This is a genomic window from Accumulibacter sp., from assembly GCF_029255285.1.
Lineage (GTDB): Bacteria > Pseudomonadota > Gammaproteobacteria > Burkholderiales > Rhodocyclaceae > Accumulibacter.
In genome coordinates, this window is sequence record NZ_JAPUVI010000067.1 from 26247 (window position 1) to 44677 (window position 18431).

An 18431-nucleotide genomic window follows, 5' to 3' on the forward strand; every position below is an offset into this window, starting at 1 on the left:
CTACGGGTGGGGCTGATGGACGGCTTCACGGGCCGCCACGAGGTCGATCAGGAACAGCAACTCCTCGACGACTGGCAAACTGAAGCCGTTGCGCTGGCCGCCACGATTGTCGCGCAGCAACTGTTCCAGGTAGTCGAGACATCCCGCCTTGCCCCAGAGCGAAATGATTCTTTCGCGGAGGTGAGGAATTTCCTCCAGCGTCACGGCGCGTTGCTGCTGTCCGGAGGGGAGTGCTTCGGGGTTCCTCGCCGCCTCATCGTCCTGCCAGCGGAGGACTTCGACGTTGAAATTACGGTTCAGCGTCTGCGCGAGCGCAGTGAACTCGTCACGCATGCCGTTGTCCTGGTAGATCTGAAGCAGTCGAATCCACGGTCGCAGTGCCTCTTTCGGGTTCGCCGCGATATATTCCTGCAGCGTTTTCGCTGCCCCGCTGACACGACCAAAGGACAGCATGATCTCGGCCAGATCCAGCGCCGTCGCCGCCTCTGTCTGTCGCGAGGTGACATCAGGATCGGCCGGGGCCGGCGTCGCGCCCCTGATTTCTTGTGCCGCTGGCAGTGGTGATCGAGCCGGCAGTGGCTCCGGAGGCCGCGCCGGAACGGCGATCGGTACGGTCGCCTCTTCCTCCCGGGTCGGCGACAAGCGCGCATCGACGGCGGCCACCGCGGGTTTCTCCGTCATCTCGACCGGCGCATCTTGCCGAGGCCCACGGTGACGACGGAAAACCAGGAGCGTGACGAGTAGCGCCACCGCCGCCAGTCCGGCGTAAGTCACCCACTCATCAGGATTGAAGACTGGCGCCAACGCCGTCTGTTTGGCGACCGCCTTCATCGGCGGACTGTCCGGTAGCGTTGTGTTGGCCGGCGGGAGCGCCGGCGGCGAGGCAGCGCCGACGGCGCCGCTTGGCGCCGCCGGCCTGTCCGGCGGCGCGGCGGGCAAAGCCGCTGCGGTGGCTCCGAGCCGTTCGCCGATTCTCTTCAGTTCGGCGGAATCGGCCTCCAGCCAGCCAATCTTGTCACTCAGCGCCTGCGAGTCGTGATGACGGTCCTCGACGATCTGTAAAGTACGCTGCTCAAGACGCAACAAATCCCGCCGACGGTCGCTGGCCTCGCCGGTCATTGACAAGTGCTCGCTCAAGCGCAACTGAATTTCGGGATCGCTCGCCTGCTTGTCAGTTGAGGTGAGCGCGCTACCGCGTGCTTTGCCGGGTTGGCCGACGGTGGCCGTCGTGCCGACATCAGGCGTGGCAAGCAGCAGGAGCGACAGCAAGACGCCGAGCAAGCGGCGATCGACCCGCTTCGCCATCAACGAGGCGTCGCGTATTCTGCCGAGGAGACCGGCAAAGAGACTATTTTCTGCCGAGAAACAGGGCATCCTCGAAGTCCGCCAGCAAGTCCGGCCGGTAGACGGCCAACAGCGTCGTCAGCATTCCCGACAGCCAGGCCTCGGAAAAGCCGAGCAGAAGAAAATAAGGCAAGTAGTCGTTGGCCAGATAGTCACCAGCGTAGCTTCCAGCCAGCCAAAGTACCACGCAGGAGGCAACGCCGACGGCCATTACGGCCAGTGCCGAGACGAAAAAACCGTTGCAGAAGATGTAGATGAACAAATGCCGCGGCAGTACCCGCTCGACCAGCCGATGAAAAGCGTGGCTTACCGCAACGCCAACCCCAGCCATGAGCAAGGCGTTGACGGCAAAGGCCTGCCAACCGGCCGATCCGTTAAGACTCACCCCGAGAAGAACCAGGCAGAGGCCGATAAAGGCAAGCGCCCAACCAAAACACAAAGTGAATACGGTGGCGCCAAGGAGATGCAGAGACAGACCGGGTTTTGTTCCCGCCTGCAGATGCCAGAGCAGGATTAGCGCGACGATCATGCCCAGAAAGACATTCAAGCGCGGGCCCTCGGTGAGCACGCGCCAGGACGCCTGCCGGATGGCAAGCCAGGCAGTGGGGGCAAACAGCAGCCAGGCGAGCAAGGCCCAGCGCCCGTCCAGCAGGCCGTCCGGCAAGTTCATGCGGGCTGCCGGCGCTGATCAGCCGAGTTCCGCCAGCAACGCCGGGAGGACTTCGAAGAGGTCGCCAACCAATCCGTAATCGGCCACCTGGAAGATCGGCGCTTCAGCGTCCTTGTTTATCGCCACGATGATTTTGCTGTCCTTCATCCCGGCCAGATGCTGTATCGCTCCCGAGATGCCGACGGCGATATAAAGTTGCGGCGCGACGATCTTCCCGGTCTGACCAACTTGGTAGTCGTTCGGAACGAACCCGGCGTCGACCGCGGCGCGTGAAGCGCCGAGCGCCGCTCCCAACTTGTCGGCCAACGGTTCGAGCAGCTTGTGGAAACTCTCGCCGCTACCCATACCGCGGCCACCCGATACGATAACTTTGGCGGCTGTCAGTTCGGGACGCTCGGACTTGGTCAACTCGCGACCCGACAGCTTGCTCAAACCGAGATCCGGGCCGGCGGACAGGCTCTCGATAGCCGCACTGCCGTCCTCGCCGGCCGCCTCGAAGGCCGTTCCGCGGACGGTGACGACCTTGATCGGATCGGTCGACTTGATGGTAGCGACGACATTGCCAGCATAGATCGGGCGGACGAAAGTGTCGGCTGATTCGACGGCTGAGATTTCTGAGATCTGCGCCACATCGAGCAGCGCCGCGACGCGCGGCATGAAGTTCTTGCCGCTGGTTGTCGCCGGCGCAAGAATGTGTCCGTACGACGATGCGTTGGCCACCACCAGAGCGGCGAGGTTTTCGGGGGATTGATCGGCGTAATGGGCCGCGTCGGCGACCAGCACCTTGCTCACGCCAGCCACCCGCGCCGCCGCCGCAGCGGCCGCCGCGCAAGCGCAGCCGGCAAGCAGCAGGTGGATCTCGCCGCCGATCCTGGTCGCCGCGGTGACCGTGTTGAGCGTCGCGGCCTTGATCGACGTATTGTCGTGTTCAGCGATAACGAGAATGGCCATGGTCAGATCACCTTTGCTTCAGTCTTGAGTTTCATCACCAGGTCGGCCGCATCGGCTACCTTGATGCCCGCCGTCCGCTTGGGTGGTTCGGTTACCTTCACCGTCTTCAGCCGTGGCGTGACATCGACACCGAGCGCCGCCGGGTTCGTGGTCTCGAGCGGCTTCTTCTTGGCTTTCATGATGTTGGGCAGCGTTGCGTAGCGCGGCTCGTTGAGGCGCAGGTCGGCGGTCAAGACCGCCGGCAATGGTACTTCTATAGTTTCCAGACCGCCGTCGATCTCGCGCGTCACCGTTGCCTGTTGGCCAGCAACCACGATCTTCGACGCGAACGTGGCTTGCGGCCAGTTCATCAGGCCAGCCAGCATCTGTCCTGTCTGGTTGGCATCGTCGTCGATCGCCTGCTTGCCGCACAAGACGATCTGCGGCTGCTCCTTCTCGCAAACCGCCTTGAGAAGTTTGGCAACGGCCAGCGGCTGCAACTCCACGTCGGTCTGGATAAGGATGCCGCGGTCGGCGCCAATCGCCATCGCCGTACGCAAGGTCTCCTGACAATTGGCGACACCGGCCGATATCACAACGACTTCCGTGGCGATACCACCCTCTTTGAGGCGAACGGCCTCCTCGACGGCGATTTCATCGAAGGGGTTCATCGACATCTTGACGTTGGCCAGATCGACGTCACTCGCGTCCGACTTGACGCGAACCTTGACGTTGTAATCTACCACCCGTTTGACTGGAACGAGGATCTTCAAATTTATTCTCCTATAAAACCGTACGGCAGATGCCAGCGATGGCGATTGAAGCCTCCGACGTTTGACAATGCCGAATTCTGACCGGACAATAGACCATACTTTATCGTATGGATAGCGTACGGTACCGTATGGAATTGTGGCTGTCAACACGGTCCGTCGGCGAGCCGGACGCGAACTTGGAATATTGCCTCAGGCGCGTGATTCAGGAAAGGACCAGATGACGATGAAGCGCGAAAAATCCGGGCCCCGCTCGCCGCTCGACCGCAGCGGCTGGATCGAGGCGGCGATCGAGGTGCTCGCCGACCAGGGCGTACAAGGCATGCGCATAGAGGTCCTGGCCAAGAACTTCGGGGTCACCAAGGGCAGTTTCTACTGGCACTTCAAGGACCGACAGGACCTCGTCAACGCCGTCCTGCAGACCTGGAAGGATGGCCGCATCCGCGACATCCACAAACAGAGTGTCGCCACTCCAGGCCAAGAGCGCGAGCAACTCCTGCACCTGATCGACGTCTATGGTGCGACGCGCAACCGTAAGGGGATCTCGATCGAACTCGCTGTGCGCGAATGGGCGCGGCGAGACGCCGAGGCGGCGGCTGTGGTCGAGGAGGTCGATACTTGGCGCCTCGAATGCACGCGTCGGCTGTTCGTCGCGCGCGGCCTTTGTGAAGACGAGGCGAAGAGCCGCAGCCTACTGTTATACGCCTACGTTTTTGGCCAGAGCCTGATGGCCTGCGAACGCTACGATCCGATGGTCGGTGATTTCAAGCGCTGGATCGCGGAATTGATCGTCAGCCCGTAGCCGTCAGCCTGGCCATCACTTGCGGCGATCGCCCGTTGTCTTCGTTACGGAGGAAGCGCATGTCCGAGACCAGTCGGCAACAGTTCATTCTTGCACTCGACCAGGGAACCACCAGTTCTCGGGCGATTCTCTTCGCGCGCGACGGTAGCCCGCACGGCGTCGTGCAGCGCGAGTACGCGCAGCACTATCCACAGCCGGGCTGGGTCGAGCACGACCCCATTGATATCTGGCGGACACAACTTGCCGTTGCCCAGGCAGTGCTGCGTGACAACGGCGTGGCGGCTAGCCAGGTGGCCGCGGTGGGCATCACCAATCAACGCGAGACGACGCTGCTCTGGGACCGTGCCAGCGGCGAACCGCTGCATCGGGCAATCGTCTGGCAGGACCGGCGAACCGCCGGCCTGTGTGATGCGCTGACCCAGGCGGGTCAGGGCGAACTATTCCGCCAACGCACCGGCCTGGTTCTCGACGCCTATTTTTCGGGAACCAAACTGAAATGGCTTCTCGACCATATTCCGTCTGCCCGAACGCGCGCCGAACGTGGCGAAATCGCCTTTGGGACGGTCGATAGCTGGCTGGCGTGGAAACTCTCAGGCGGGCGAGTGCATGTCAGCGATCCGTCGAACGCCTCGCGCACCTTGTTGTTCGACATCCGACGCCTGTGCTGGGACGACGAACTCCTGGCACTGCTCGATATCCCATCGGCCGTTCTGCCGCAGATAGTCGACAGCAGCGGCCTGATCACGACGCTGGACAGCCACCTGCTCGGCGCGCCAATCCCATTGGCCGGCATCGCGGGCGACCAGCAAGCCGCCACCTTTGGTCAGACCTGTCTCGAACCGGGGATGGCGAAGAACACCTACGGCACCGGGTGTTTCCTGATGCTCAACACCGGACGGCAGGCTATGGATTCCGCACACCGCATGCTGACGACGATCGGCTGGCGGCGGCGACAAAAAACGACCTATCTCCTCGAGGGCAGCGTATTCATGGGCGGCGCGACGGTGCAATGGCTGCGCGACGGCCTGGGGATGATTTCTCGCTCGGACGAAATTGAAGCGCTGGCGGCCTCGGTGGCCGACAGCGGCGGCGTTCACCTGGTTCCCGCGCACACCGGTCTCGGCGCACCGTATTGGGATGCCTATGCCCGCGGCGCGCTGCTTGGCATGACGCGCGGCACGAATCGAGCGCATATCGCACGCGCAGCGCTCGAAGCGATCGCCTTTCAGAGCGCCGAGGTGCTAAACGCGATGGAAATGGATGCCGGCCAGCGGTTACGCGAACTGCGCGTCGACGGTGGCGCGGCGGCCAACGATCTGTTGCTGCAGTTCCAGGCCGACGTGCTGGGCGTGCCGGTGGTTCGTCCGCGCGTCACCGAAACCACGGCCCTGGGCGCCGCCTACCTCGCTGGGCTGGCTGTCGGCTTCTGGCACGACGAAGCCGAGCTGACGTCGCTGTGGAGCGCCGAACGCCGCTTCGACCCGATGATGCCGGATGACCGGCGCGCTTCGCTGCTCAACGCCTGGCGCCGCGCCGTCGACCGTTGTCGGGACTGGGCAAGAGACTGAATGGCGCGCCGGAGTTTCACCACTTGCTCCGGCGGACAGCGCTTCGACTGAACCGATCGCGCCGGGTCGCCCGCTTTACGATCCTCGAGTAACGCCACATTCCGTACTCGATCCGGCTATGGGGAGACGGCAAGGAGCGCCGAACGGCATCATGGTTCAGTTCTTTGTTCGACGACGACGCGGCCAGGCGACAAGAACAAGGCGTCTATCGAACCCGCCACAGGAGCAGCGCCGCGGTCGCCCACATGATCGCTGGCGACCATTCGACGATCACCGACACGCCAGTGCCGGCGGCGGTGCTTAAGGTCAGCCGCGACAGCGCGGCGACGGCCAGTGTCGCCATCAGCGCGCCGGTATGGCGACCGGTTCGCAGCGGTGAGCCGCGCTCGGTGGCAAAGCCAATCGCCGTACTTAGGATGAAGCCCCAGAACGTTCCGGCAGCGAACTGCACGGCAATCAGCAGCGCCAGCGAGCCGGCCAATGCCGTCGCCGTCAGAGCCAGTGCACCGCCCACGCAGGCGAGCCGGAGCACGTGCAGCGTGCCGTGTGCGCGCACAAACCGGTCGACCGCAAGCAGACCAAAGCTGAAACCGATCCAGAAAACCGGCATCAACCAAGTCAGAAGCGCCGGATCGGCCACCCGTTTGAACTGCGACGCCGAGTTGATCGCCGTATGCACCTGCTGCCCGAAAGCGAGCAGAAGTGCGATGAGCAGGAGGAACAGCGCGGCGCGGCTAAAGGTCTGGCCGGCCTCCGGGTGCGGCACTGTCGTCAGGGGCTCAAGGGGCTGCGCACGTTCGACGATGACCAGCGCCATCGCCGACACGGCGACTGCCGCCGCGCTAAAGACGAAGGGCAACGCAGGGTCGACACCCTTGAGGACGATCGCCAGATAGGGCGCCGAGGCCGACGCCGCCGCCAGGCCGAGCAGTTGAATGCCGGCCAGACGTGGCATGGCCGATCGTCCGGCGTAATGGGAAAGCAGCACATAGGGAGGCGCTCGCAAGGCCGACGAAGTCGCCACCCACAGGCTCGTCATCGCGAGGAAGAGCTGCGGCGTAGCCGCCAGGTGGGGCAACAGGAGCAGCGCGCCGGCCGAGATTGCCGACAGCAGCAGCAGCGGCGGTCCAATGCGGCGCAACGCGGAACGCGCTCGGTCGACCGCGACCCCCATCCACCAGTCGGCGAGCGCAAACAGCAGTTGATCGGCCGCCAGAACCCAGGGCAGATAGCGTCGGTCAACGCCACCGCGCGCCAGTAGATCGGGTAAAAAAATCACGTAAACGACCCAGCTCAGGGAGAAGAACAACTCCACCGCGGCCAGCAGCCAGGCGGCGTGCGAATCGCGAAGAATGGCGGAACTGTTCATCGACCCCCATCATAGCCGATTCGCCCGCACGAACGCAAAATGGAGCTCCTTCGCCACCAATGCTCGGAAACCAGCGGCCCCCAAGCAGGCGCCATCGCCCGGCTTGGCCACGAAATGCGCCCCGGACTGGCGTCTCGCCAAGGGCCGACTCAGGCAGGCGGCTGTATTGGGGTTGGTTTGAATCCAGCGCGAGGAAGGAGCGGGGGGCCGCCGGTTAGCGCATCGAGTGCAGGCCGATGGTGTTGCCCTCGGTATCCTCGACCAGGGCAATATGGCCATACTGCCCGATGGACATTTTCGGCCGAATGATACGGCCACCGGCCTGAGCGGCACGCTCGGCCTCGTCGGCCACATCGGCGCAGGAAAAATAGACCATCGTGCCGCCCATTCCCGGACGGACCATCGGATGCCGAACCAGCGCTCCAGCCGCACCGGCCGCGCCTTCGACCCAGGAAAACGCATACATCTCGCCGCCCTCGCCGACTTCCGGCAGTGCAATCAATTCCCGGCCAAAGACAGCGCTGTAAAACGTCCGCGCACGTTCCATGTCGGAAACGTAAAGCTCAAACCATCCGACGGGATTACCTGAATTTTCCATACGCATGCTCCTTGTTTGCCAAGCAAAGGGGGATTGGGAGATGCCATCGCGACCGTTGGCAAGCGCTCAACCGCCGTCCGCGGCTTGACTCCTGGTGAGAAAGCCCACGACAGGGGCCGCAAAAGCCGCTACGAGCCGACGAATAGGCGACTTGGTCTGCCGGAGCATGTCTCGAAGTCAGAGACCACAGCCAGAAAGCTTGGTTCCACACGGCTCACGCCGCGGCGGCCGGAAGTCACTCGCGCTTCCCGCATGGCAAACGCGGTGGCGGGCTGCTGTCGCGGCTGTCGGACGACGATCCGTTGGTCATGCAGACAAAGCTATTCCTGATCCCGGCTCGGTCACCCTAGAGGCGGCCTAACAGGACTTCCGCAACGAAGCGGCTGCCAATGTAGGCTAGCAAGAGAAGCATGAACCCGGCCAATGTCCAGCGCAGCGCGACGCGGCCCCGCCAGCCATAGGCATGGCGACCGACCAGCAACGCGGCAAAAATTCCCCACGAAGCGAAAGCAAACAGGGTCTTATGGTCGAGGGTCATGGCCTTGCCGAAAATCACCTCGGAAAACGTCACACCACTGACGAGCGCTGCCGTAAGCAGAGCGAAGGCCAGCGAAATCATGCGGAAAAGCAAGGCTTCCATGGTCAGGATCGGTGGCAGACTAGTCAGGCTCCGGGTCACCGCCCGTTGATGCAGTTTCCGCTCGGCAAAGCTCATGAAAACAGCATGCAATGCCGAGAGGGTGAAGAGGCTGTAGGCCAGCATCGCAGTCAGAAAATGGAGCTGAAAGCCCCACGCACCCGCATGAGCAACGGTGCGCAGTTGCGGAAACAGCGCCGGGGCGGCGGCACTCAGCGCGGCTAGTGGCAGCACCATCGGCTGCAGGCCGTCCATGCGTGAGCGAAAACTTTCCAGCCAATAGATCAGAACCGCCAGCCAGAGCATCAGCGAGAGTGCGAAACTGAAAGAGAAACGCATGCCCCCGGCACTGAACAGACCTTCGTAAAGCCCGTAGCCCTGGACTAGCAATGCAAGCAGAATGGCCGCCCTTTCCCACTCTTGCATCGGTAGAGTCACCAACGGCCGGTCGGTTTCACGCCAGCGTGTTTGCCAGAAATGAAAGCCCAGAGCCGCATAGAGCAGTGAGGAAACGACGTGCGGGAGAAGGTGCAGTAGAATATCCACGATTAACAAAGTTTACACCATGCCGGAAGCCAGATGCTCGACAACCTGACCCAACGCCTTGCCCGCGTCATGAAGACACTGCGCGGCCAGGCTCGCCTGACCGAAACCAACATCGCCGAGGCCTTGCGCGAAGTTCGCCTCGCCCTGCTCGAGGCAGATGTCGCCTTGCCCGCGATCAAGGAACTGATCGCCGCGGTCCGGGAAAAAGCCGTTGGCGAGGAGGTGATCGGCTCGCTGAGTCCCGGCCAGGCACTGATCGGTGTCGTTCACCGCGAACTGACGCGGATCATGGGCGAAGCGCACAATGGGTTGAATCTGGCCGTACAGCCACCGGCGATCGTCCTCATGGCTGGACTGCAGGGTTCCGGAAAAACGACCACGGTCGGAAAGCTGGCCAAGATGCTTCGCGAGACACAAAAGAAAAAAGTACTGCTGGTTTCCTGCGACGTCTACCGACCGGCCGCCATTGAGCAGTTGAAGACCATCGCAGGACAGGCAGGAGCCGATTTCTTCCCGTCTTTACCGACCGACAGGCCGGTGGACATCGCTCGCCAGGCCGTCGATTGGGCGAAGCGGCACTACCACGACGTGCTGCTGGTGGATACGGCCGGTCGGCTGGCCATCGACGAGGCGATGATGAGGGAGATCGCTGATCTGCATGCGGCGATCAAACCGATAGAAACGCTGTTTGTGGTTGATGCGATGCAGGGACAGGACGCCATTACCACGGCCCGGGCGTTCAGCGAAGCACTACCGCTGACCGGCATCATTCTCACCAAGCTCGACGGTGACTCCCGTGGCGGCGCCGCGCTTTCGGTACGTCATGTTACTGGCCGGCCAATCAAATATGCCGGGATAGGCGAAAAACTGAATGGCCTGGAGGCCTTTCACCCGGAACGCATGGCGTCGAGAATCCTCGGCATGGGCGACGTATTGTCGCTGATCGAGGATGCTAGGAAGGGTATCGACGAGGAAAAGGCTCTCGAGTTCGCGAAGAAGCTGAAATCCGGCAAGGGCTTCGACCTCAACGATTTCAAGGACCAGATCAGTCAGATGCGCAAGATGGGCGGCCTGTCGTCGATGATCGAGAAACTGCCGGCACAGTTTTCGCAGGCCGCCGGTCAACTGCCCGCTGGTGGTGAGGAAAAGGCCGTAGCGCGGATCGAAGGCATCATCAACTCGATGACTCCTGCTGAGCGCGCCCGGCCGGAGTTGCTCAAGGCTACCCGTAAGCGCCGCATCGCAATGGGCGCGGGCGTTCAGGTACAGGAAGTCAATCGCCTGCTTAAGCAGTTCGAGCAGACCCAGAAGATGATGAAGCAGTTTTCCCGTGGCGGCATGGCACAACTGATGCGCGGCATCCGGGGAATGCTGCCGGGATTACGCTAGGCGGCGCCTCGGCGCGAAGACGCTGCCCCGCGGGCGAGCCGAGTTTGGCAACTCGGCTCGCGCGACCTGTCAGGTACGGCTACTCAGCGCATCGCAAGCTTGCCGCGGCTGTAGTACCAGTGCTGATCCCAAGCAGCGCGCACCATGTTCGGGTATCCTGGCTGACCGAGGCTGCCGTTGTAGCGGCCAAGCGCGCGATAGAGGTCACCGCGCTCGATGTCGAGATAATGGCGCAGAATCGTGCAGCCGTAGCGCAGGTTGGTGCGCAAGTGGAAGAGATTGTCGTCGCTGCGTCCGACCAGTTTCACCCAGAACGGCATCACCTGCATGAAACCGCGTGCGCCCGCAGTGGACACGGCGTACTTCTTGAAGCCGCTTTCGACTTGAATCAGTCCGAGCACGAGTTGAGGATCGAGACCGGCCCGCGTCGCTTCGTAATGCACCGAACGCAGGAATTCCAGACGACTGTCACGATCCGGGATACGCTTTTCAAGGCGCCGAGACATCTCGGCGAGCCAGTCGATCGCCGCCAGCGAATCCTGGAAGGAACTTCTTGGCGGTGCGCGGTCGGATACGGTGCGCGACAGCGCCGCCTGAACACTGGCCGACAGCGGCTCGTACTTCTGCGCGCCCGCATGCACCACCAGCGGGAGGAAAAGTACGACCAAGGCCGTCAGCCGGAGCACAGCCGCTCCTTCAGAAATCGGCCGAGCGCGGCCACCGGCAGCATTTGTGGCTCGGTGTCGACGCGGCCTCGATACTCGAGCTTGCCTTGCGCGAGCCCGCGCTCACCGACCACCACCCGGTGCGGCACGCCGATCAATTCCATTTCCGCAAACATCACTCCCGGCCGCTCGTTGCGGTCGTCGAGCAGCACGTCGATACCGGCGCGAGTCAGTTCGCAGTACAAGGCATCGGCAGCATCGCGCACCGCCTCGCTTTTCGCATAGCCCATTGGAACAATGCAGACCTCGAACGGGGCGATCGCCGCCGGAAAAATGATTCCACGTTCGTCATGGCCCTGTTCAATTGCTGCGCCGACGATTCGGGTCACGCCAATGCCGTAGCAACCCATTTCCATCGTCCGACTCCGACCGCTCTCGTCGAGAAAACTACACTTAAGTGCCTCGGCATATTTGGTGCGCAACTGGAAGATGTGGCCGACCTCGATGCCGCGGCATAACTCAAGACGACCCTTGCCATCGGGCGAAGGATCACCAGCGACGACGTTTCTCAGATCAGCGACGACCGCCGGCTCTTCCACATCGCGCCCGAAGTTGACGCCGGTGAGGTGAAAATCCGCCTCGTTGGCACCGCACACAAAGTCGCTCATCGCTGCCACACTGCGGTCTGCAACGACCCTCAGGCTGCCGACGCCAACCGGACCGATATAGCCCGGCTGACAGCCGAGGGCCGTAACGATCTCCTCATCGCGCGCGAAGCGGAACTCACCGACAACCTTCTGTGCCTTGATTTCGTTAAGATTATGATCGCCTCGCAAGAGGATCAAAACGAACTCGCCAGAACCCGTCAGCGGCCGGTCGACGACGATGGCGATCGCTTTGACGGTCTGTGTCAACGGGACATCGAGCAGCGCCGCCACATCTTCGCAGCGCGTACGGCCTGGCGTAGCAACTTTCTGCAGGATGGCGGACGCGGCCGAGCGGATGCCGGGCGGCGCCAGGGCCTCTGCTAGTTCGACGTTGGCCGCAAAGCTCGAATCCGGACAATAGGCCAGAGCATCCTCGCCAGAATCCGCCAGGACATGAAATTCGTGCGATCCGGTACCGCCTATCGATCCGGTGTCGGCAGCCACGGCGCGGAACTTCAGTCCAAGGCGGGTGAAGATCCGGGTATAGGTGTCAAACATATTGCGGTACTCGCGCTGCAAGTCTTCGAAACTGCAATGAAACGAATAACCGTCCTTCATCACGAATTCGCGCCCGCGCATGATACCGAAGCGCGGTCTGATCTCGTCGCGGAACTTGACCTGCACCTGATAGAAATGCAAGGGTAGCTGCCGATAGCTCTTGACTTCGCGGCGCACGACATCGGTAATCACCTCCTCGTGCGTTGGGCCGATGACGAAGTCGCGCTGGTGACGATCTTTGCAACGTAATAGTTCTGGACCATACTTCTCCCAGCGCCCCGATTCCTGCCACAGCTCGGCTGGCTGCACCGCCGGCATCGACAACTCTATCGCTCCCGCCCGGTCCATTTCCTCGCGGACGATTTTCTCGACCTTGCGCACGACCCGCAAGCCGACCGGCATCCAGGTGTAGATGCCGCCAGCCAAGCGTTTGATCATACCGGCACGCAGCATCAGCTGATGACTGACGATCTCGGCGTCAGAGGGCGCTTCTTTCAGCGTAGACAGAAAAAACCTCGAACTTCGCATGGCAATCGGTCGACAAGGACGGAGAAGCGATTCTACTGGAAACGTTGTCCAAATGCTTCTTGGAAGGCGTTGGCGCAAACAGCAAGGGAAAAACGCCGGGCGGCGGCGGGCTGGCCGCCCTCCGCAAACCGCTACTTGGCTGTCACGCGGCGCTTTGCAAGACTAACGAAATGTGAAAAAATGTGTCCAACAAATCATATTGCAGGATTGAGAAATGCTTGACCGTGAAGGCTATCGCCCGAACGTCGGCATCATTCTTTGTAACGCCAGGAACGAGGTATTCTGGGGCAAGCGCATCCGAGAGCATTCATGGCAGTTCCCTCAGGGTGGCATCCAGAGGGGCGAAACGCCCGAACAAGCGATGTACCGTGAACTGCATGAAGAAATCGGCCTGCTACCGGAACATGTCTCCATTCTGGGACGGACCAAGGACTGGTTGCGTTACGATGTGCCGACGCATTGGGTAAGACGAGAATGGCGTGGCAGTTACCGTGGGCAAAAACAGATCTGGTTTTTGCTTCGTCTTGTCGGACGCGATAGTGATGTATCGCTGCGCGCCTGTGATCATCCCGAGTTTGACGCTTGGCGTTGGAACAACTACTGGGTCTCTCTGGACGCGGTGATCGAGTTCAAACGCCGGGTCTATGAACAGGCACTGAACGAGCTCGCGCGTTTCCTGAACTCGGACCACCGTCGTGAGCGTCGCTCGTCGTCCAGCAGCGAGCGAACTCTTGCCGAGAGCGTTGGCAAGGAATGAGATCGGTCGTCGGCTTGCTGCCGCGGATAGCCAACGAACGGCCACCGTTTGCGACCCAGACGTTTCTGCGCTACCTGCTGGCTATGGTCACGGCCTTGCCGCTTGCTGGCTGGACCGCCAGTGCGAGCCGCGATTCGGACGAGAAGCCTTGGGCTGAGATCGAAGCGCAACTTCCGCCTTTTCCGCTGCCCGAGAATCTTGTTCCCTTCTTCGTCAGCGCGATGAGCGACAACAAGTTTCTGATCGATGCTGAATCGCTGAGCGTGGCCAGCGACGGTGTGGTGCGCTTCACGCTGGTAATCGTCAGCCCGTCAGGCGCACGGAACGTAAGCTACGAAGGCATTCGCTGTGCCACCGGCGAGAGTCGTATCTACGCGTTTGGTCGCTCGGACAACACTTGGTCGAAAGCGCGCAGCGATCAATGGAAGAAAATCCGTGAAAACTCGCTGAACCGCCATCATGCTGAGCTCTTCTCCGAGTACTTCTGTGTCGTCGGTACTACCCTTCGCGACGCCGATGAAGCGCGTCAAGTTCTTCGCCAGGGAGGCCATCCGTCGGCCAGGAAACACTGACGACAGCCTGTGCGGACGACACCGCTCCAACAAACAACCCAGGATCATAGCCAGATCTCCCACTCGCAGCCCACGAGCGGTGCTTTCCTGTCGCAAAGGATGTTTCAGCGTGACAAAGCATTGAGTTAACGCGACTAAACCACAGCCAATGATTCCAGACCGCCTCATCCTTGAATTCGACAAGGTCATGCGCACCCTGTTCGCGCCGGCGTCGAGCCGCCGAGAAGTGCCGGGCGGCGCGCTGCCGGAAGCCACCCTGTCGGACCGCGAACGCCAACATGCCGGCGCCTTGATGCGCATCGACCATGTCGGCGAGGTGTGCGCCCAAGCGCTTTACCAGGGGCAGGCGTTGACCTGCCGGGATATGGCGCTGCGGCACGCGCTACAACGGGCGGCCGACGAGGAAACCGAGCACTTGGCCTGGACCGAGCGTCGTCTAGCCGAACTCGGTGCCCGTACTAGCCTACTCAATCCTCTCTGGTTTGTGGGTGCGCTATCCATCGGGGCGCTTGCCGGGAAACTTGGAGACCACTGGAGCCTGGGTTTTCTGGCAGAAACCGAGAGGCAGGTCGAGGCGCACCTTGACGATCACTTGCGCAATCTGCCAATGCAGGATCTGAAATCGCGTGCCATCCTTGAACAGATGCGCCTGGATGAGATTTCACACGCCGAAACCGCCGTACGCCTCGGGGCCCGTCGCCTGCCGATGCTCGCCAGGTTGGCCATGAAGTTTGCCGCGCGGTCGATGACACGTGCTGCTTATCACGTATAGGATGCCGGGCCGGCGCGCAGGCCTCTAGTCCGCCATCCCGCAGCGCCGCCACCAGCGACCGCGAACCGGTCGGGGAAACAACTGCCGACTTTGCTCAAGCCTCGACGATCTCGAAATCGTGCGTAATCTCGGCGGTCTTACCGAGCATGATCGAAGCCGAGCAGTACTTCTGATTCGACAATTCGATCGCACGTGCCACCGCCTCAGCCCGCAGTTGCTTGCCGCTCACCCGGAAGTGGAAATGGATGCGCGTAAACACCCTCGGCTCGGCTTCTGCGCGTTCGGCCCGGAGACTGACTTCGCAGCCGCTGACCGCGTGCCGTCCCTTCTTCAGGATCAGCACAACGTCAAAGGCTGTACATCCACCGGTACCGGCGAGAAGTAGTTCCATTGGGCGAGGTGCCAGGTTGCGCCCACCTGCTTCGGGCGCGCCGTCCATCAGCACGGCGTGATTGCTGCCCGTCTCGGCGAGAAACGACATGCCCTCGCCAGTCCATTTCACCTTACATTCCATTCCTTACTCCTCGCCTTGTTTGGGGACGGTCACGACGCGGCGGAGGTTTCTCAACTGCTCTCAAAACTGACAGCGCGTAAAGACACCACCAACCAGGAAAGCTTTGCCGACCGTGCGCTCGCCCCTGGGGGGAATTGTATCCCCAAGCCGGGGCGCCATCTCGGTGAGCATGTGCTGCGTTGCAACATCGCCGCCGCCGGTTCGGCTGCCAGGAGGCTCTTTACATTGTTCACTATTATGTAACCGATATCACTATTTGTACGTAAACGTATGAACATTAATTATTTTAATCAAAAAAAACGCTCGCCTGTCGAGGCTACCCAAAAAAAATGGCGCAACGCACAAAAAATACTTGACCTTTCCTCTTGGGTGAACCATAATGATCCCAGGTTAGGCAGTTTGGTGATTGGTTGTCGTAATTGGTCATCTCCGTTTGTCTCCTCCACCCTCCTCCTTTGGTGTGGATTTAGCGCGATTCCACCGAGTCGCGCTTTTTTTTGCCGCAAGAGATTCCGCCGCCGCTGCGCTGCGTTCACTAACTCTCCCGATGCGCGACGCAACTTCATGGATTTCGCTGCAGACCAGCGCCACGGCACGCTCGCCGCAGTCGATCCGCATCCCAGGTCCTCCACGCCGCGTAGACGGAGATGATGAGGCCCCATGCGCCGCAGCAGCGGTCCCCTTGGCCTTGACCGAAGAGGCCAGGCCGGCTATTGCGATGGCAACACTCACCGGCTTCGCCCTTTCGAAATCTGACCTGTATGCCATTACCCCATTCCGGCGAGCGGCCGTCCCTAACTCGAAGCCTGCCTACTCTCCTGGAGCGGGCCAGCTACGTCGTCAACCTGAGGCTCCGGCTTTGCGGAGGCATCCACGTGGCAAGAGAATTTGGCCATCAGCCAACTGTCAGGCAAAATGCTTCCATGGAAGAATGGCAACAAGCTGGGCAAGCAAACACGGCAGGCGGCGCGAGCACCCTGCCGTCTTCGCCAGCCAACGACAGATACTTGGAAGACTTGGTCGCGCGCATCGTACGCCAGGACCAACAGGCTTTAGGCGAACTTTACGAGGCGATGGCTGGGCGCGTCTATGGACTGGCACTGCGCATTACCCGCCACGTGCAGACCGCCGAGGAAGTCGTCGAAGATGCTTTCTGGCAGGTCTGGCGACAGGCGCCACGCTTCGATGCGACGCGTGGCCGGGCGGTGGCCTGGATCTTGACCATAGCGCGTAGCCGCGCGCTCGATGCTCTACGCCGCAGCGATTGCGCTGAGCCGCTCGAAGAGGAAGAACTGGCGGAACTCCCGGCGGGAGGCGATCCGCACGATCTGCTGGTGGCCATACAGCGTGAACACCGGTTGCACGCGGCACTGCGAGGCCTCGATCCCTTACCTCGACAGCTGGTCGCACTGGCCTTCTTCCGGGGCCTGTCGCATGACGAAATCGCCAGCCAGATGAGCCTCCCGCTTGGTACCGTAAAGTCTCACATTCGACGCGCGCTACTGCGCCTTCGTGAGTCTCTCGGGGCCGGTGCCCCGCATTCCGGAATGGTGACCCCATGAACAGCGACCCCATGAACAGCGACCCCGGGATGACACTCCGTGCCGCTGAAGACGGCGGCGGCCATGGCGAACTCAACGAACTCATTTGCCAAGGGCTGGCGGACGTGCCTCTCCCAGCGGCTCGCTTGGCCGACCTACGCACGGCACTCTTACAACGTGTCGAGGCGAGCGTTCGCCGGCACGCCGGCCTGCTCACCGTTCGCCCTGGCGACAGTCCTTGGCGCAGCGTCAAGACCGGGGTGCGGGCCCGAATTCTCTGGCGAGGCCCGCAAGGTGCTTCGGTACTGATCGAGTTTGCGCCCGGAGCGAGCTTGCCGGTGCATCGCCATCGCCATCTCGAGGAAGGAATCGTGCTGCGTGGTAGCCTGCAACTGGGAGCTCTGGAGCTAGGTCCGGGCGACTATCACGTCTCGCCTGCCGGCAGCCGGCATGGCCGCATATCGTCGCCCAGCGGCGCCCTCGCCTTCCTGCGAGGCACATCTCTTGGTGGTGGCCATCACCGGGCCGTCGTCGGCGAACTCCTGGGTGGCCTGCTACCGCACCAAGGGCCACGCGTGCACACCGTCCTCGCCATGCAGGGAAAGTGGGAGAGCATCGCCGTAGGGGCTCAAGAGAAACTCCTCTGGCAAGACGGCGACGCGACTTCACGCTTCATTCGTCTGGAACCTGGGAGCCGCGTCATCGGACACACCCACGATGGCGATGAGGAATGCATGATGCTGAAAGGCGACGCGTACTTTGGCGATCTGCTGGTGCAGGCCGGCGAGTTTCACCTGGCGCCGGCCGGTAGCGTGCACGGCGAAGTAAGCAGCGACCACGGCGCTCTGCTGTTCGTGCGTGGCCGCGCAGCACGACCCCTGCCCCCACGTTAGGGAATCTCTGAATAAGCCTCGATAAACGAGGCGACTTTTCTGACCGAAGCCAAGTTTTTCATGATGCGACAACGAAAGCGCCATTTTCCTGCTGCATCCCGGGGTATTGATTCCCGGTGGCGCCCTACTGGGTCCGGTGAATGTCAAGCTAGTTGTCGCGTGAACTCATGCTGCCAATGGCATACTTCGGGTGCCTTTCGGGAGGGTCTCTGGTTTGCGCTCGGGGTTAAGGGTGGCCGCGGGTGCGGGCGTCCAGTGACGGGTGTGGCGGCTCCAACGCGCTGGGTTGGCTTGGCGAGCGGCCCGGTAGAGTTGATCGCGAGCCGCCAGGATGGCGATGTCGTGACCGGAGTGGCGTTGC

The 18431-nt window shown here is 61.8% G+C and carries 18 protein-coding genes and 1 pseudogene; 8 read left to right on the top strand and 11 right to left on the bottom strand.

All coding sequences use genetic code 11. The features are described from left to right. Genes Q1M07_RS08445 through Q1M07_RS08460 form a run of 4 tightly spaced genes read right to left on the bottom strand, consistent with a single transcriptional unit; the run spans position 1 to position 3717 of the window. The gene (locus tag Q1M07_RS08445; RefSeq protein WP_300452953.1) at positions 1–1374 is read right to left on the bottom strand and encodes a hypothetical protein; all 1374 of its coding nucleotides are present in this window, start codon (positions 1372–1374) and stop codon (positions 1–3) included. Next, a complete protein-coding gene (locus tag Q1M07_RS08450) occupies positions 1349–2014 on the bottom strand; it encodes an energy-coupling factor ABC transporter permease (protein WP_300452955.1) in 666 nt (221 codons plus the stop codon). Before Q1M07_RS08450 ends, Q1M07_RS08445 begins: the two co-directional genes overlap by 26 nt. An 18-nt stretch (positions 2015–2032) precedes the next feature. Further along, positions 2033–2965 carry an electron transfer flavoprotein subunit alpha/FixB family protein gene (locus Q1M07_RS08455; RefSeq protein ID WP_300452957.1) on the bottom strand — a complete coding sequence of 311 codons (933 nt, stop codon included), beginning with the start codon at positions 2963–2965 and terminating at the stop codon, positions 2033–2035. Positions 2966–2967: 2 nt separating this feature from the next. Next, positions 2968–3717, bottom strand: a complete 750-nt coding sequence (locus tag Q1M07_RS08460; RefSeq protein WP_300452959.1) for an electron transfer flavoprotein subunit beta/FixA family protein — start codon at positions 3715–3717, stop codon at positions 2968–2970. Between the two features lie 217 nt (positions 3718–3934). On the opposite strand from Q1M07_RS08460, the gene Q1M07_RS08465 reads away from it, so the two are divergent. Both Q1M07_RS08465 and glpK read left to right on the top strand, forming a co-directional pair. Further along, positions 3935–4516: a TetR/AcrR family transcriptional regulator gene (locus Q1M07_RS08465; protein ID WP_300452961.1), complete on the top strand. Its 582-nt coding sequence runs from the start codon at positions 3935–3937 to the stop codon at positions 4514–4516. Positions 4517–4575: 59 nt separating this feature from the next. Continuing rightward, entirely contained in the window at positions 4576–6084 is a 1509-nt protein-coding gene (gene glpK / locus Q1M07_RS08470; RefSeq protein WP_300452963.1) for a glycerol kinase GlpK, read from the top strand. 205 nt (positions 6085–6289) lie between these two features. Here the strand turns inward: glpK and Q1M07_RS08475 are convergent, their stop codons facing one another. The 3 genes from Q1M07_RS08475 to ccsA form a co-directional block, all read right to left on the bottom strand. Further along, entirely contained in the window at positions 6290–7453 is a 1164-nt protein-coding gene (locus tag Q1M07_RS08475; RefSeq protein WP_300452965.1) for a hypothetical protein, read from the bottom strand. Between the two features lie 214 nt (positions 7454–7667). Then, the gene (locus Q1M07_RS08480; protein WP_300452967.1) at positions 7668–8051 is read right to left on the bottom strand and encodes a VOC family protein; all 384 of its coding nucleotides are present in this window, start codon (positions 8049–8051) and stop codon (positions 7668–7670) included. A gap of 346 nt (positions 8052–8397) precedes the next feature. Then, positions 8398–9237, bottom strand: a complete 840-nt coding sequence (ccsA, locus tag Q1M07_RS08485; protein ID WP_300452987.1) for a cytochrome c biogenesis protein CcsA — start codon at positions 9235–9237, stop codon at positions 8398–8400. A gap of 30 nt (positions 9238–9267) precedes the next feature. Between ccsA and ffh the strand changes: the two genes are divergently transcribed. Continuing rightward, on the top strand, positions 9268–10623 hold the full coding sequence (gene ffh, locus Q1M07_RS08490; RefSeq protein WP_300452969.1) for a signal recognition particle protein: 1356 nt from the start codon (positions 9268–9270) through the stop codon (positions 10621–10623). Positions 10624–10706: 83 nt separating this feature from the next. On the opposite strand, the gene Q1M07_RS08495 is transcribed toward ffh, so the two are convergent. Together Q1M07_RS08495 and Q1M07_RS08500 are read right to left on the bottom strand one after the other, a co-directional pair. After that, positions 10707–11309: a lytic transglycosylase domain-containing protein gene (locus Q1M07_RS08495; protein ID WP_300452971.1), complete on the bottom strand. Its 603-nt coding sequence runs from the start codon at positions 11307–11309 to the stop codon at positions 10707–10709. After that, positions 11297–13021, bottom strand: a complete 1725-nt coding sequence (locus Q1M07_RS08500) for a proline--tRNA ligase (RefSeq protein ID WP_300452973.1) — start codon at positions 13019–13021, stop codon at positions 11297–11299. Before Q1M07_RS08500 ends, Q1M07_RS08495 begins: the two co-directional genes overlap by 13 nt. 214 nt (positions 13022–13235) lie before the next feature. Here Q1M07_RS08500 and Q1M07_RS08505 point away from each other — a divergent pair, with 214 nt between their 5' ends. The 3 genes from Q1M07_RS08505 to coq7 all read left to right on the top strand — a co-directional run bounded on the left by Q1M07_RS08505 (position 13236) and on the right by coq7 (position 15122). Beyond that, complete coding sequence (locus tag Q1M07_RS08505; RefSeq protein ID WP_300452975.1) at positions 13236–13778, top strand: RNA pyrophosphohydrolase; 543 nt, start codon at positions 13236–13238, stop codon at positions 13776–13778. Then, positions 13775–14350: a CNP1-like family protein gene (locus tag Q1M07_RS08510; protein ID WP_300452977.1), complete on the top strand. Its 576-nt coding sequence runs from the start codon at positions 13775–13777 to the stop codon at positions 14348–14350. The genes Q1M07_RS08505 and Q1M07_RS08510 overlap by 4 nt, the downstream gene beginning before the upstream one ends. A gap of 151 nt (positions 14351–14501) precedes the next feature. After that, positions 14502–15122, top strand: coding sequence for a 2-polyprenyl-3-methyl-6-methoxy-1,4-benzoquinone monooxygenase (gene coq7 / locus Q1M07_RS08515; protein WP_300452989.1), 621 nt, complete (start codon positions 14502–14504; stop codon positions 15120–15122). 94 nt (positions 15123–15216) lie between these two features. Here the strand turns inward: coq7 and Q1M07_RS08520 are convergent, their stop codons facing one another. Beyond that, the gene (locus Q1M07_RS08520; RefSeq protein ID WP_300452979.1) at positions 15217–15636 is read right to left on the bottom strand and encodes an OsmC family protein; all 420 of its coding nucleotides are present in this window, start codon (positions 15634–15636) and stop codon (positions 15217–15219) included. Between the two features lie 1007 nt (positions 15637–16643). On the opposite strand from Q1M07_RS08520, the gene Q1M07_RS08525 reads away from it, so the two are divergent. Both Q1M07_RS08525 and Q1M07_RS08530 read left to right on the top strand, forming a co-directional pair. Then, entirely contained in the window at positions 16644–17198 is a 555-nt protein-coding gene (locus Q1M07_RS08525) for a sigma-70 family RNA polymerase sigma factor (RefSeq protein WP_300452981.1), read from the top strand. Then, positions 17195–18070 (top strand): cupin domain-containing protein, encoded by an 876-nt coding sequence (locus tag Q1M07_RS08530; RefSeq protein ID WP_300452983.1) that lies wholly within the window; start codon positions 17195–17197, stop codon positions 18068–18070. Before Q1M07_RS08525 ends, Q1M07_RS08530 begins: the two co-directional genes overlap by 4 nt. Before the next feature lie 165 nt (positions 18071–18235). Here the strand turns inward: Q1M07_RS08530 and Q1M07_RS08535 are convergent. Then, positions 18236–18431, bottom strand: a pseudogene (locus tag Q1M07_RS08535) (hypothetical protein); the annotation flags it as partial.